Raw genomic sequence first — 13339 nt, 5'->3', positions numbered from 1 at the left:
ATGAAATATGGATTTCTGGCGCTTTTAGGCGTTGTTTCGGTGAGTCATGCGGGCATTGATTTACAGGCTAACGAACAGCCGTTGCCCGTCACCGTCGATCAACAGGCGGTATCGAAGATCCCCCACAACTACACATTTGTGGAGCCAGGGACGCTAACGGTGGCGATTTCAGCCCTCAATTCACCGCCGTTGGCGCTGCTGGCCAGCGACAACCGGACGCGCATCGGCAGCGATCCGGACATTGCGCGTCTGCTGGCGGGGAGTCTCGGCTTAAAGCTTAAGCTGGTGCCCACGGCGTGGGAAGACTGGCCGCTGGGGATCAGTTCCGGTCGGTACGATGTTGCGCTGGTGAATATTGCCGTGACCGAACAGCGTAAGCAAAAGTTTGATTTTGCAACGTATCGTGTCGATTCTCTGGCGTTTTCGGTTAAGTCGACCAGTGACGTGACGTCAATCAAAAGCGCCGCCGACCTGGCCGGTAAAAAAGTGATTGTCGGTTCCGGGACGAATCAGGAACGCATTCTGCTGGGCTGGAATGAAGAGAACCAAAAGGCGGGGAGAGAGCCTGCGCTTCCGGTCTATCTGACCGATGATGCCTCGGGTAATTTGTACATTCAGTCCGGCAGGGCGGATGTGTTTTTTGGCCCGCAGTCGGTATCTGCTTATAAAGCAGCGCTCACCGGTAAAACGCGGGTGGTTGGACTGGGTCCGAAAAAAGCCTATGTTGCGACGACCACCAAAAAGGGTAATGAGCTGGTGTACGCCTTGCAGGCCGCGCTTGATGGTGCAATCCAGCGTGGGGAATACCAGAAAGTATTGGCACGCTGGGGTGAACAGGGCGAAGCGGTGGAACAATCGGAGGTCAATCCGCCAGGGATCACCTATTGACGCTGCGCGCTAAGTCGATTCGATGACGTACAGACTCTCGTTCGAAACTGCACAAGGTGTTAAAGGCTGATGAAATAATCTGATAACCTGGAATACTACTCATAAAGGAGCCTGAAAATGCCACATGTTGATATCAAATGTTTCCCTCGTGAACTGAATGACGAACAAAAAACGGCGCTGGCGGCGGATATTGCCGAGGTGATTATTCGCCATTTCAACAGCAAAGATGGCTCGGTGTCGGTTGCTTTACAGCAGATTCAGCAGGAAGACTGGAAAGCGAAGGTCTGGGATACGGAGATTGGCCCGAAGCTTGAAGAGCTGATTAAGAAGCCGGGTTATTCGATGTAATGCTGGTGTCCTGAAGCCGCCGCCTGGCGGCTTTGTTAATTTGCGAGGCGGCTTCCAGCCATTCTTACTCCCCCTTATTGTTATCACGCGACGTAGCCATCAAACTGACTGCGTTGGTGAAGGAATGCCTTCCGACTTTTCAGCGCATCATTTCATTGAGAGTGGTCTAGATATGGTCTATATTAAAACTTCGGAACGCAACAAAGTTGATCTTATGAAAGTTGAAACCATTAGCTTCGTGAAGAAGAATGCCGCGACATTAGAACTCTCAGAACCTATTTTGGTCACGCAAAATGGCGTCCCTGCGTATGTGATTGAATCTTATGAGCAGCACCAGGAACGTCAAAACGCTATCGCATTGTTAAAACTGCTCACGCTGTCAGAAAAAGACAAGGCCGCAGGAAACGTCTTTTCGAAAGATCAGTTACTGGATGGGCTGATTGACTGAACATCGTGTCAACCAGACAGGGAAGGGTTATGAACGGTAGCGATTTGGTTTTTGAATACACCCTCACGGCGAAATACTGCATTGAGGATATCATCGTTTTTTTGCGACGGATTGATGTCGAACCACGGCCTGCTATTGCCGATATTCTGGAACAATTTGAAAAAACGGTAAGACAATTTCCGCAGGGTTCTCAACTTTGTCCAGAGTTGTTGAAGATCGGATGCACTAAATACCGTGAATTTAACAGTCGGAGCGGTTATCGCGTTCTGTATTCTGTAGAAGGAATGACCATCACGGCGCACGATATCTTGTCGCAGCGACAGGATATCCAACAGTTACTCTTCAGGCGTCTGGTTCAGGCCTGATTAAGGCCTGTCCCTGCAAGTCTTACTCCTTTTCCATCACCTTTAGCAACGTGTTCAGCAGGCCAGGAAAACGGGCGTCCAAATCCTCTTTTCGTAATGAAATCATGTTCTCGCGTCCCTGGGGGCGCTGCCAGATGACGCCGCTATCGCGCAATACACGCCAGTGATGCGTCATGGTGGATTTCGCCACTTCCTGCGGGCGTAAGGCATTGCAGCTTAACTCGCTGCCATCTGCAATCAGGCGCAAAATGGTCAGCCTTAACGGGTTGCCGAGGGCAAAAAGGACGTTTTCTAGCTGAATTTGTTCCGGCTCGGGGTGGTTCGGGATCATGGTGCTCCTGGGCGTAATGATCAGGTTGAGCTATACCAATGATAGCTCCTCCCTAAAAAAAATAGTTCGTATATACTCGTACAATAGGACTATTATAGCAAACGAACACTAAGGCGACCATCCCGGTCGTCAATCTCACGTCAAACTGACTAAGGACGCATCATGCCCCGACCCATCCCCCTCGAACGTTATCGCAACATCGGTATCTCCGCGCATATCGATGCCGGTAAAACGACCACCACCGAGCGCATCCTGTTTTACACCGGAATGAGCCACAAATTGGGTGAAGTCCACGATGGCGCGGCAACAACTGACTGGATGGCGCAGGAGCAAGAGCGCGGAATTACGATTACCTCCGCCGCCGTGAGCTGCTTCTGGCCTGGCATGGACAGAGGTTATGAGCCGCACCGGATCAATATTATCGACACCCCGGGCCACGTCGATTTCACCATCGAGGTGGAGCGATCCATGCGCGTTCTGGATGGCGCAGTTATGGTCTATGACTCTGTGGGCGGCGTACAGCCGCAGTCGGAAACCGTCTGGCGGCAGGCGAATAAATATCATGTGCCGCGCCTGGCTTTCGTCAACAAAATGGACCGTCAGGGCGCAGATTTCTTCCGCGTGGTGCAGATGATGCGCGACCGTCTGAAAGCCAATCCCGTGCCGATTGTGATTCCAGTCGGTGCGGAAGAACACTTCACCGGCGTGGTGGATCTCATCAAAATGCGCGCCATTTTGTGGGACGACGCGACTCAGGGAATGACGTTCAGCTACGCGCCTGTGCCGGATGAACTACTGGCGACAGCGCAGGAGTGGCGAGAAAAAATGGTCTCTGCGGCAGCAGAAGCCAGCGACGCGCTGATGGACAAATATCTGGAAACCGGCGATCTCGATGAAGCCGAAATCATCAGCGGGCTGCGCATCCGTACCATTGCCGGGGAAATCCAGCCAATGCTGTGCGGCAGCGCGTTCAAGAATAAAGGCGTGCAGCGCATGCTCGACGCGGTGATTGAGCTGATGCCGTCACCACTCGACATTCCGGCTATTGATGGCGTGGATGAAAAAGGCGAACACGCGGAACGTCATCCAAGTGACGACGAACCGTTCTCCGCGCTGGCGTTCAAGCTGATGACGGACCCCTACGTCGGCCAGTTGACCTTTATCCGCGTCTACTCCGGCGTGCTGAAAAAAGGCGACGCGGTGTACAACCCGGTGAAAGGGAAGAAAGAGCGGATCGGTCGTATTGTGCAGATGCACGCCAACGACCGTCATGAAGTAGACGAGCTGCGTGCGGGCGATATTGCCGCCTGCGTGGGGCTGAAAGACGTTACGACGGGAGATACCCTGAGCGATCTCACAGCGGTGATTACGCTTGAACGTATGGAATTCCCGGAACCGGTGATTTCACTCGCGATCGAGCCAAAAACCAAGGCGGATCAGGAAAAAATGGGCATCGCGTTGCAGCGTCTGGCGGCAGAAGATCCGTCGTTCCGGTTGCACACGGATGAGGAGTCCGGCCAGACGATCATCTCCGGCATGGGTGAGTTGCATCTGGAAATTATCGTTGACCGTATGAAACGCGAGTTTGGCGTTGAGGCGAATATTGGCCGTCCGCAGGTGACCTATCGTGAAACATTGCGTAAAGCGGTGAGCGATATTGAAGGTAAATTTGTGCGTCAGTCCGGCGGTAAAGGCCAGTATGGTCATGTGGTGCTGAGCCTCGAGCCGCTGGAACCCGGCAGTGGTTTTGTCTTTGCTGATGCCACGAAAGGGGGTGTGGTGCCGCGCGAGTATATACCTTCGGTTGAAAAAGGGCTGCGCGAAGCCATTAACAGCGGCGTGCTGGCGGGTTATCCGGTGGTCGATGTTAAAGCAACGCTGACGTTCGGTTCTTATCATGAGGTGGACTCCTCAGAAATGGCCTTCCGCATGGCAGCCATCTTTGGCTTTAAAGAGGGCGCACGCCGGGCGGATCCGGCGATTCTTGAGCCGGTGATGCATGTGGAAGTTGAAACGCCGGAAGAGTACGCCGGAAACATCATGGGCGATCTCTCGTCTCGTCGCGGGATGGTGCAGGGCATGGATGAACGTTTTGGCAGCCAAATTATTCGCGCCGACGTTCCGCTGGCAGAGATGTTTGGTTACGCCACGACATTACGTTCGATGTCGCAAGGCCGCGCCACCTATAGCATGGAGTTCCACCATTACGCCGAGGCACCACGTAACGTGGCGGACGATATTATCGCCAGCCGCGCAAAAGGTTAGAGCGATTAATCTGACCTGAATAAAACCCCACTTCGGTGGGGTTTTTCGTTTCTTACATCACAACGTCTACGTTTCACATGTAGGAACGCATGGTCTGCTGAAGGGGACTGGCGCGGAGCAGGGGAATAGCAGGCGCACACCGCATAAATTACAGGGTAAAACCGCCTTCACCCACCTGCGTCTGACAGTACCATTTCATCAGTTCAGCCGTTCCTGGCTCGCCTTCAGCGGGAGCCCATGCTGCAGAATCTTGCTCAGTTACAGGCTGATACCCCCCGTGTTTCACCTCAAAGATGACGCCACCTTTATCCATCGACAGTACGGCATGCCAGGTGCCAGCGTCCATCTCCACCACCTTGCACTCCTCGCCTAATACGACGCGATGAGTCACAGTACCGTTGTCATCAAAATTCAACACCAAAAAGCGTCCGCTAAGGGGTGTGAGTAGTTCAAAAGTGTGCGGATGGCGGTGGGGGCGAACGTATGTTCCCGGCTCCATTGCGATAGCCAGGCGCTGTACCGGGTCGCTCAATTCAGGGTGGATATTACGATGAGCGCGCAAGCGCGGAGAGTTTGCAGCCTGCTCGCTTTGTTGCTGTAGGTCATTAAACGTTATCTGCTTCATATCTACCTTTATGGTTTCGGGCATCTTGCGGTCATTCTCAACTGCAAATTTACCGCGGTTTTCGCGTAACGCATCGGTATGAGGGTGTTACCTGATTAAACGCGCAAAAAGGATGACTAAAAATCCTGATAAACCGGATGCAAACAGCCACGGTAATATATTGCGGAATGCCCAAATTAAATTACATATTATCTTCGAGAGTTATTCACAACTAACCTTAACTTAACCTTAAGATTGGTCCCTTACAACGTTAAATATGCTCTAAGTGACAGGCGTGTGACAAAAAAGAATATATTACGATTTGTCATGCTTAGACATAATTGATCGTGAATCTCTCTTTAGCGTTTTTTATGTCACGTCACGCCTCTTAATATTGCGCTAAGAAACTTCTGTTAGACTCTCTTTGATTTAATAACTGTTTAGGTTGCTGCGCCACGAATCATTCGCGTTGTCGCTCCATTTAATTTTCGTGCTTCATGATAAAACCTGTGCACATTTTATGAATGGAAAAAACATAATGTGGACGAACGTAATACGTTGCTGGTTAATTATGGGATTATTCAATGAATGAATTTCTTCCTTTCTCGCGCCCCGCTATGGGGCCGGAAGAACTCGCTGCGGTGAGTGAGGTTTTGCAGTCTGGTTGGATAACAACGGGGCCAAAAAATCAGGCACTCGAGCAGGCATTTTGCGCGTTAACGGGCAATCAGCATGCTATTGCCGTCAGCTCTGCGACGGCAGGCATGCATGTTGCGTTGATGGCGCTGGGCATTCAGGCGGGTGATGAGGTGATTACCCCCTCGCTCACCTGGGTATCTACGCTGAATATGATTGTGTTATTGGGCGCAGAGCCCGTCATGATCGATGTCGACCGCGACACGCTGATGGTGACGCCACACGCGGTTGAAGCCGCTATCACGCCGCGAACGAAAGCGATTATCCCAGTCCATTACGCGGGTGCTCCCGTCGATATTGACGCCATCCGCGCAGTTGCAGACCGCCATGGGATTCCGGTAATAGAAGATGCCGCTCATGCTGCGGGCACGTACTATAAAGGCAATCATGTCGGTCATCGCGGCACAGCCATTTTTTCATTCCACGCCATTAAAAACATGACCTGCGCCGAAGGTGGGTTAATCGTGACGGATGATGAGCAACTGGCTAATCGGATGCGGAGCCTGAAGTTTCACGGGCTGGGCGTTGATGCATTTGACCGGCAAACGCACGGGCGTGCACCGCAGGCGGAAGTCATTTCTCCAGGATATAAATATAATCTCGCCGATATTAATGCCGCGATTGCGTTGGTTCAGTTGCAAAAACTTGAACAACATAATGCGCGTCGTAAAGAAATTGCCGAGCGTTACCTCACAGAATTAGAAAATACGCCGTTTTTACCGCTGAGCCAGCCGCCGTGGGCACATAAACACGCCTGGCACCTGTTTATTCTGCGGGTAGATGAGGCTTCTTGTGGTATTTCCCGAAATGACCTGATGGAAGCTTTAAAAGCAAAAGGAATAGGCACGGGGTTGCATTTCAGAGCTGCGCACACCCAGAAATATTATCGTGAACGCTACCCGGCGCTTGTATTACCGAATACAGAATGGAACAGCGATCGTATTTGTTCTATTCCGCTATTCCCAACAATGACGGATGACGATGTTACCCGCGTGATCGCCGCCTTGCGTGAAGTTGCAGGATATTAAAATGACCAAAGTAGAAGCCATCCACAAAGTGTCCGTGGTGATCCCGGTTTATAACGAGCAGGAAAGTTTGCCCGAGCTTATCCGGCGTACGACTGCCGCATGTGAAATGCTCGGTAAAGATTACGAAATTCTGTTGGTCGATGATGGGAGCAGCGACGAATCCGCCAGCATGCTCAGCGATGCCGCAGAAGAACCCGGTAGTCATATTGTTGCCGTGTTGCTCAACCGAAATTACGGACAACACAACGCAATTATGGCCGGTTTTAGCCACGTCACCGGGGACCTAATTATCACGCTGGACGCCGATTTACAAAACCCGCCAGAAGAGATCCCGCGTCTGGTCGCTAAAGCCGACGAAGGGTATGACGTTGTCGGCACCGTGCGCCAGAATCGCCAGGATACCTGGTTTCGCAAACGCGCGTCGCGGCTGATTAATCGCCTCATTCAGAGCACCACCGGTAAAGCGATGGGCGACTATGGGTGCATGTTACGCGCGTACCGTCGGCACATTGTCGACGCGATGCTGCATTGCCACGAGCGCAGCACGTTTATACCGATTCTGGCCAATACCTTTGCGCGAAAAGCGATCGAAATCCCTGTGCATCACGCTGAGCGTGAGTTTGGGGAGTCGAAATACAGCTTTATGCGCCTGATTAACCTTATGTACGACCTGGTGACCTGCCTGACCACTACACCGCTGCGCATGCTCAGCGTCTTCGGCAGCATTATCGCCGTGCTGGGCTTTGCGCTGTCGGTTCTGCTGGTGGTTTTACGTCTTGCCTTCGGTCCGCAATGGGCGGCGGAGGGCGTGTTCATGCTGTTTGCCGTGCTGTTTATGTTTATCGGCGCGCAGTTTGTCGCCATGGGACTGTTGGGTGAATACATCGGCCGCATCTATACCGATGTCCGGGCCCGCCCTCGTTATTTTATTCAGCGCGTTGTTAGCCGCGACGTCGTTTCAACTCCAAAGGAAAATCAACAATGAAAGCTGTCGTATTCGCTTATCACGACATTGGGTGTGCGGGCATTAACGCACTGGTAGCTGCGGGTTATGACATCACAGCCATTTATACCCATCCTGATGCTCCTTCTGAAAACCATTTCTTTGGCTCAGTGGCTCGCACCGCGGCGGAGCATGGTATTCCCGTTTATGCACCCAACGATGTGAATCATCCACTGTGGGTTGACCGCATTAAATCTGCACAGCCTGACGTGATTTTTTCGTTCTATTATCGCCACTTGCTGTGCGATGAAATTCTGAATAGCGCCACGGTGGGGGCATTCAACCTGCACGGTTCGCTGCTGCCGCATTACCGTGGCCGCGCGCCGCTGAACTGGGTGCTGGTGAAAGGAGAAACGGGAACAGGCGTTACGCTCCACCGAATGGTGAGCCGTGCCGATGCCGGTGCCATTGTTGCACAGCATTGTGTGGCCATTACGCCGGAAGAAACGGCATTAACGCTGCATCGTAAACTGACGCAAGCGTCGACCGATCTGTTGAACGATATTTTGCCGGTGATCAAAACCGGGCATTTCCCACAGGTTGAACAAGATCACACCCAGGCCAGCATTTTTGGCCGCCGTACTGCGCAAGATGGCTGCATTGACTGGCATGCTTCGGCACAGGACATTAACAATCTGGTGCGTGCGGTGACTGACCCGTGGCCGGGGGCGTTTGGATATGTGGGCGGCAGTAAGTTTATTGTCTGGAAAGCGCGTGTTCGGGACGAATTACAGCCCGCAAAAGCGGGAACCGTATTGTCTGTCAGCCCGCTGGTGATTGCTACCGGCGCGGGTGCGCTGGAAATCATGACCGGGCAAACCGAAAATGGCGTTTACATGCAAGGCTCGCAGCTGGCACAAACGCTGGGGCTGGTTGCGGGCGCGATCATCAGTAGCCAGCCGGTTTCCGCCATCAAGCGCCGCACACGCGTGTTAATTCTTGGCGTGAACGGGTTCATCGGTAATCACCTGACGGAACGTTTACTGCAAGACGACAACTTTGAAGTGTATGGCCTGGATATCGGTTCCGATGCGATAAGCCGTTTCATTGGCAATGCGCGTTTCCACTTTGTGGAAGGGGACATCAGTATTCACTCTGAATGGATTGAATACCACATCAAAAAATGTGACGTGGTTCTGCCCCTGGTGGCGATTGCCACGCCAATCGAATATACCCGTAATCCGCTGCGCGTCTTTGAGCTCGATTTCGAAGAAAACCTGAAGATTATTCGTGATTGCGTGAAATACCAAAAACGCATTATCTTCCCGTCCACGTCTGAAGTGTATGGCATGTGTAGCGATAAGGTGTTCGATGAAGATCACTCGAATCTGATCGTTGGCCCAATCAACAAGCAGCGCTGGATTTACTCCGTTTCCAAGCAGTTGCTTGACCGTGTTATCTGGGCTTATGGCGAAAAGGAAGGGCTACGCTTTACGCTGTTCCGTCCATTTAACTGGATGGGTCCCCGTCTTGATAACCTTAATGCGGCGCGTATCGGTTCTTCTCGTGCAATCACCCAACTGATCCTGAACCTGGTCGAAGGATCGCCGATTAAGCTGATTGACGGCGGGCGTCAAAAACGGTGCTTTACTGATATTAGCGATGGTATCGAAGCGCTGTTTCGCATCATTGAGAACAAAAACAGCAACTGCGACGGGCAAATCATCAATATCGGTAACCCGGATAATGAAGCGAGCATCAAAGAGCTGGCTGAAATGCTGCTGGCGAGCTTTGAAAAACACCCGCTGCGCCACCATTTCCCTCCGTTTGCCGGTTTCCGTGAAGTGGAAAGCAGCACGTATTATGGTAAAGGCTACCAGGACGTCGAGCATCGTAAACCGAGCATCCGTAACGCTCAGCGCTTAATAAGCTGGACGCCAACGGTTGAGATGGAAAAAACGATAGATGAAACCCTGGATTTCTTCCTAAAAACGGTTGAATTGACGGAACCTCAGGTATGAGAAAAGTGGGTCTGCGCATTGATGTCGATACATGGCGCGGCACCCGAGAAGGGGTTCCGCATCTTCTTGAGATTTTAAGTTTGCATGCAATCCAGGCCACTTTTTTTATGAGCGTTGGGCCGGACAACATGGGACGCCATCTATGGCGGCTGGTGAAACCGCAGTTCTTGTGGAAGATGCTGCGTTCAAACGCCGCCTCGCTCTACGGCTGGGACATTTTGCTGGCGGGTACGGCATGGCCGGGCCGCCAGATTGGGGCGGGTAATGCTGACATTATTTCAGCGGCGGCGGACCACCATGAAGTCGGCCTGCACGCGTGGGATCACTTTGCGTGGCAAACCTGGGCAGGTGTTTGGGACAACAACCATCTTGAGAAACACATTCGTCTCGGGCTTGATACGTTGACCGACATTATTGAACAGCCGGTGACATGCTCAGCGGTTGCCGGGTGGCGAGCCGATCAGCGCGTTGTGAAAGCGAAAGAGTCTTTCGGTTTTCGCTACAACAGTGACTGCCGGGGCACCACACCGTTTCGACCGGTGATGGCGGACGGGAGCACCGGGACGGTGCAAATTCCGGTCACGCTACCCACCTGGGATGAAGTGATCGGTGAGGGCGTTAGCCGTGAAAGTTACAATCGATTTATCCTTGATCGCATCAAACAAGACACCGGAACCCCGGTGTACACCATCCACGCCGAAGTGGAAGGGATTGTGATGCGCAAAGACTTTGACGAGTTGCTCACGATGGCCGCGCAGGAAGGTATTACCTTTTGTCCACTAAGCGAGCTGTTACCTGACGATTTATCGACATTGCCATTGGGCAAAGTGGTGCGCGGCGCGATTCCTGGCCGCGAGGGTTGGTTGGGTTGCCAACAACGTGTCGGCCAGTAAATCCAGGCTTACCTCAGGCTGCAGGTACGTTGGCTCCCGAAGTGTGTCCCCGTCACATCGTTCGCGCTGTGGCGGGGATTTTTGCCCCGGTCGTCTGCCTGACATTCGAATTATTTAGGGTATTTAAGGATGAAATCAGCACAGTATTCGCTCGTCCTGTTATTGGGTTTTGCTCTGCTTTACCTGCTTCCACTTGAATTTCGTGCGCTTTGGCAGCCTGATGAAACCCGCTACGCGGAAATCAGCCGCGAGATGCTGTCAGCAGGAAACTGGATAGTTCCGCACTTTTTGGATGTGCGCTATTTTGAAAAACCGGTGGCGGGATACTGGATTAACAACCTTAGCCAGATGATTTTCGGCCATAACAATTTCTCGGTCAGATTCGGTTCGGTATTTTCAATAACCTTAAGCGCGCTGATGGTGGTGTGGTTGGCTTTCCGCCTCTGGCGTGACACGAAAATGGCCGTCCTGTCAGGGGTGATTTTCCTGACCTGTTTACTGGTTTATGGCGTGGGGACGTATGCCGTTCTTGACCCCATGATTACCCTGTGGCTGGTCGCGGCGATGTGCAGTTTCTGGTTGGGGGCCAACGCGCAAACGCGCGCGGGTAAAGCAGGGGGATACATTCTGCTCGGTCTGGCCTGTGGTATGGGCGTGATGACCAAGGGATTCCTCGCGTTAGCCGTCCCGGTGCTGGGTGTTTTGCCGTGGGTGATTACGCAAAAACGCTGGAAAGAGGTGCTGCTGTTTGGGCCGTTGGCGGTCATCAGCGCCACGCTGATAACGTTGCCGTGGGCGCTGGCGATTGCGAAAGCGGAACCGACGTTCTGGCACTATTTCTTCTGGGTTGAGCACATTCAGCGTTTTGCAGAAAATGACGCGCAGCATAAGGCTCCGTTCTGGTATTACATTCCATTCCTGATTGCGGGTTGCCTGCCGTGGGTCGCGTTATTACCCGGGGCGCTTAAACGTGGCTGGACAGAACGGCATCTCGAAAGCGGAACGCTGTACCTGTTGGGTTGGGTCGTGATGCCGCTGCTGTTCTTTAGCATCGCGAAAGGCAAACTTCCTACTTATATTTTGCCGTGCTTCGCGCCGCTGGCTATTTTGCTGGCGCGCCATGCCACACAGTTAGTGGCAACACCCCGCACGCTAAAAGTGAATGGTTGGATCAATACCGTATTTGGCGCGGTGTGCACGCTGATTGTGCTGCTGGTTCTGGCGCCGTGGGGAGTGGTGAAACATCCGCTTTATGCCAACCATGAAGTGCTGAAAGTGATTCAGGCGAGTATTGCGTTCCTGGTGTGGGCATTGGTCGGTTACTTCACCACGCGTAACAATGCCCGGCTCTGGCAATGGGCCGCGCTGTGTCCGCTGGGTATCGCGCTGTTAGTGGGGGGCATGATTCCCGACAAGGTTATCTACTCCAAGCATCCGCAGGCTTTTATTGAGCAGGTGCGTCCGGAACTGGAGAGCAGCCGTTACATTCTTGCTGACAGCGTCGGTGTTGGCGCAGGCATCGCCTGGGAAATGAAGCGTAACGATATTACGCTTTATGCAAAACCGGGTGAGCTTGACTATGGCCTGACAAACTTTGCTGATGCGAAAGATAACTTGGTTTCTCGCAACGATTTCGCCAGCTGGCTGGCGTTACATCGTAAAGAGGGTAACGTCTCGCTGGTGAAATTATTGTCGAAAGATAACGTCCCGGAAGACAGTGATCTGCCACCGCCCGATCGGCTTTATCATAAAGGGCGTTTCTTACTCTTCTTCTATGAAAAAACGCCATGAGTTATGTGCTCATTGTGTTTGCCAGTCTACTGAGTTGTGGCGGCCAGCTTTGTCAAAAGCAGGCCGCCCACACGCGAGCGCGCCAGCGTGTTTTGGGCTGGCTGGCGCTAAGCCTTCTCCTGCTGGGCTGCGCCATGTTGCTGTGGCTTTTCGTGCTCCAGACCGTGCCGGTCAGCGTTGCGTACCCGATGCTCAGCCTGAACTTTATCTTTATTACGCTCGCGGCACGTTTTATCTGGCATGAGCCCATCTCGCTTCGCCACGGGGTGGGCGTTTTGCTGATCATGGTGGGGATTATCCTCCTGGGAGGGACCGCATGATGGGATACGTCTGGGCAGTAATGAGCGTGCTGTTGGTCAGCGGTGCTCAGCTCATTATGAAATGGGCGATGGTGACGCTGCCGCCGGTGGGCCAGACCGACGCATTAATATCGGCGTTTTTACATGTCACACCCGGTGCAGTGGCATTGGTCATCGGCTTGTTTGCCTATGTCTTTTCAATGGGCTGCTGGTATATGGCTTTGCGCCGTATCGCGTTAAGTAAAGCGTACCCGCTGCTGAGTATAAGTTACGTGCTGGTGTGGGCTGCCGCTATCTGGCTCCCCTGGCTGCATGAATCGTTCAGCGCAGGTAAGCTTGCGGGGGTTAGCGTGATTTTTGTCGGTTTGTTGTTAGTGAGTTTGCCTGACAAAAAATCGTAGGCGTACCGTTCAGGCTCC

At 52.7% G+C, this 13339-nt stretch carries 14 protein-coding genes; 12 read left to right on the top strand and 2 right to left on the bottom strand.

Going from position 1 to position 13339, the window contains the following annotated elements:
• From I6L74_RS19105 to I6L74_RS19090, 4 genes are all read left to right on the top strand, one after another.
• On the top strand, nt 1-888 hold the full coding sequence (locus I6L74_RS19105) for a transporter substrate-binding domain-containing protein (protein ID WP_059178981.1): 888 nt from the start codon (nt 1-3) through the stop codon (nt 886-888).
• 117 nt (nt 889-1005) lie between these two features.
• Nucleotides 1006-1236 carry a tautomerase PptA gene (gene pptA, locus I6L74_RS19100; RefSeq protein WP_059178980.1) on the top strand — a complete coding sequence of 77 codons (231 nt, stop codon included), beginning with the start codon at nt 1006-1008 and terminating at the stop codon, nt 1234-1236.
• A gap of 214 nt (nt 1237-1450) precedes the next feature.
• Entirely contained in the window at nt 1451-1684 is a 234-nt protein-coding gene (locus tag I6L74_RS19095) for a type II toxin-antitoxin system Phd/YefM family antitoxin (protein ID WP_059179139.1), read from the top strand.
• Between the two features lie 29 nt (nt 1685-1713).
• Nucleotides 1714-2049 carry a type II toxin-antitoxin system RelE/ParE family toxin gene (locus I6L74_RS19090; RefSeq protein ID WP_059178979.1) on the top strand — a complete coding sequence of 112 codons (336 nt, stop codon included), beginning with the start codon at nt 1714-1716 and terminating at the stop codon, nt 2047-2049.
• Nucleotides 2050-2071: 22 nt separating this feature from the next.
• On the opposite strand, the gene I6L74_RS19085 is transcribed toward I6L74_RS19090, so the two are convergent.
• On the bottom strand, nt 2072-2380 hold the full coding sequence (locus tag I6L74_RS19085) for an ArsR/SmtB family transcription factor (protein ID WP_059178978.1): 309 nt from the start codon (nt 2378-2380) through the stop codon (nt 2072-2074).
• A 162-nt stretch (nt 2381-2542) separates the two neighbouring features.
• Between I6L74_RS19085 and fusA the strand changes: the two genes are divergently transcribed.
• A complete protein-coding gene (gene fusA / locus I6L74_RS19080) occupies nt 2543-4645 on the top strand; it encodes an elongation factor G (protein WP_059178977.1) in 2103 nt (700 codons plus the stop codon).
• Between the two features lie 148 nt (nt 4646-4793).
• Here the strand turns inward: fusA and I6L74_RS19075 are convergent, their stop codons facing one another.
• Nucleotides 4794-5270 (bottom strand): WbuC family cupin fold metalloprotein, encoded by a 477-nt coding sequence (locus I6L74_RS19075; RefSeq protein ID WP_059179138.1) that lies wholly within the window; start codon nt 5268-5270, stop codon nt 4794-4796.
• Nucleotides 5271-5833: 563 nt separating this feature from the next.
• Here I6L74_RS19075 and arnB point away from each other — a divergent pair.
• The 7 genes from arnB to arnF all read left to right on the top strand — a co-directional run bounded on the left by arnB (nt 5834) and on the right by arnF (nt 13321).
• Nucleotides 5834-6973: a UDP-4-amino-4-deoxy-L-arabinose aminotransferase gene (gene arnB, locus I6L74_RS19070; protein ID WP_059178976.1), complete on the top strand. Its 1140-nt coding sequence runs from the start codon at nt 5834-5836 to the stop codon at nt 6971-6973.
• Nucleotide 6974: 1 nt separating this feature from the next.
• Nucleotides 6975-7958 (top strand): undecaprenyl-phosphate 4-deoxy-4-formamido-L-arabinose transferase, encoded by a 984-nt coding sequence (gene arnC / locus I6L74_RS19065; protein WP_059178975.1) that lies wholly within the window; start codon nt 6975-6977, stop codon nt 7956-7958.
• Nucleotides 7955-9937: a bifunctional UDP-4-amino-4-deoxy-L-arabinose formyltransferase/UDP-glucuronic acid oxidase ArnA gene (gene arnA, locus I6L74_RS19060; protein ID WP_059178974.1), complete on the top strand. Its 1983-nt coding sequence runs from the start codon at nt 7955-7957 to the stop codon at nt 9935-9937. Before arnC ends, arnA begins: the two co-directional genes overlap by 4 nt.
• Nucleotides 9934-10830, top strand: coding sequence for a 4-deoxy-4-formamido-L-arabinose-phosphoundecaprenol deformylase (gene arnD, locus I6L74_RS19055; protein WP_059178973.1), 897 nt, complete (start codon nt 9934-9936; stop codon nt 10828-10830). The genes arnA and arnD overlap by 4 nt, the downstream gene beginning before the upstream one ends.
• 129 nt (nt 10831-10959) lie before the next feature.
• Nucleotides 10960-12621 (top strand): lipid IV(A) 4-amino-4-deoxy-L-arabinosyltransferase, encoded by a 1662-nt coding sequence (arnT, locus tag I6L74_RS19050; RefSeq protein WP_059178972.1) that lies wholly within the window; start codon nt 10960-10962, stop codon nt 12619-12621.
• Nucleotides 12618-12941 carry a 4-amino-4-deoxy-L-arabinose-phosphoundecaprenol flippase subunit ArnE gene (gene arnE, locus I6L74_RS19045; protein ID WP_059178971.1) on the top strand — a complete coding sequence of 108 codons (324 nt, stop codon included), beginning with the start codon at nt 12618-12620 and terminating at the stop codon, nt 12939-12941. Before arnT ends, arnE begins: the two co-directional genes overlap by 4 nt.
• Nucleotides 12941-13321 (top strand): 4-amino-4-deoxy-L-arabinose-phosphoundecaprenol flippase subunit ArnF, encoded by a 381-nt coding sequence (arnF, locus tag I6L74_RS19040; RefSeq protein WP_059178970.1) that lies wholly within the window; start codon nt 12941-12943, stop codon nt 13319-13321. The genes arnE and arnF overlap by 1 nt, the downstream gene beginning before the upstream one ends.
• The last annotated feature ends 18 nt before the right edge of the window (nt 13322-13339 follow it).

The sequence above is a fragment of the Lelliottia amnigena genome (assembly GCF_019047465.1).
In the GTDB taxonomy this organism is placed as follows: domain Bacteria; phylum Pseudomonadota; class Gammaproteobacteria; order Enterobacterales; family Enterobacteriaceae; genus Enterobacter; species Enterobacter amnigenus.
Note: the sequence above shows the minus strand (reverse complement) of the source record. Positions and strands in the feature narration are given on the sequence as shown.

Bases quoted from the DNA above. Each gene is read 5' to 3' on its own strand.
- I6L74_RS19105 (WP_059178981.1), top strand. From the start codon at position 1: ATGAAATATGGATTTCTGGCGCTTTTAGGCGTTGTTTCGGTGAGTCAT.
- pptA (WP_059178980.1), top strand. From the start codon at position 1,006: ATGCCACATGTTGATATCAAATGTTTCCCTCGTGAACTGAATGACGAA.
- I6L74_RS19095 (WP_059179139.1), top strand. From the start codon at position 1,451: ATGAAAGTTGAAACCATTAGCTTCGTGAAGAAGAATGCCGCGACATTA.
- I6L74_RS19090 (WP_059178979.1), top strand. From the start codon at position 1,714: ATGAACGGTAGCGATTTGGTTTTTGAATACACCCTCACGGCGAAATAC.
- I6L74_RS19085 (WP_059178978.1), bottom strand. From the start codon at position 2,380: ATGATCCCGAACCACCCCGAGCCGGAACAAATTCAGCTAGAAAACGTC.
- fusA (WP_059178977.1), top strand. From the start codon at position 2,543: ATGCCCCGACCCATCCCCCTCGAACGTTATCGCAACATCGGTATCTCC.
- I6L74_RS19075 (WP_059179138.1), bottom strand. From the start codon at position 5,270: ATGAAGCAGATAACGTTTAATGACCTACAGCAACAAAGCGAGCAGGCT.
- arnB (WP_059178976.1), top strand. From the start codon at position 5,834: ATGAATGAATTTCTTCCTTTCTCGCGCCCCGCTATGGGGCCGGAAGAA.
- arnC (WP_059178975.1), top strand. From the start codon at position 6,975: ATGACCAAAGTAGAAGCCATCCACAAAGTGTCCGTGGTGATCCCGGTT.
- arnA (WP_059178974.1), top strand. From the start codon at position 7,955: ATGAAAGCTGTCGTATTCGCTTATCACGACATTGGGTGTGCGGGCATT.
- arnD (WP_059178973.1), top strand. From the start codon at position 9,934: ATGAGAAAAGTGGGTCTGCGCATTGATGTCGATACATGGCGCGGCACC.
- arnT (WP_059178972.1), top strand. From the start codon at position 10,960: ATGAAATCAGCACAGTATTCGCTCGTCCTGTTATTGGGTTTTGCTCTG.
- arnE (WP_059178971.1), top strand. From the start codon at position 12,618: ATGAGTTATGTGCTCATTGTGTTTGCCAGTCTACTGAGTTGTGGCGGC.
- arnF (WP_059178970.1), top strand. From the start codon at position 12,941: ATGGGATACGTCTGGGCAGTAATGAGCGTGCTGTTGGTCAGCGGTGCT.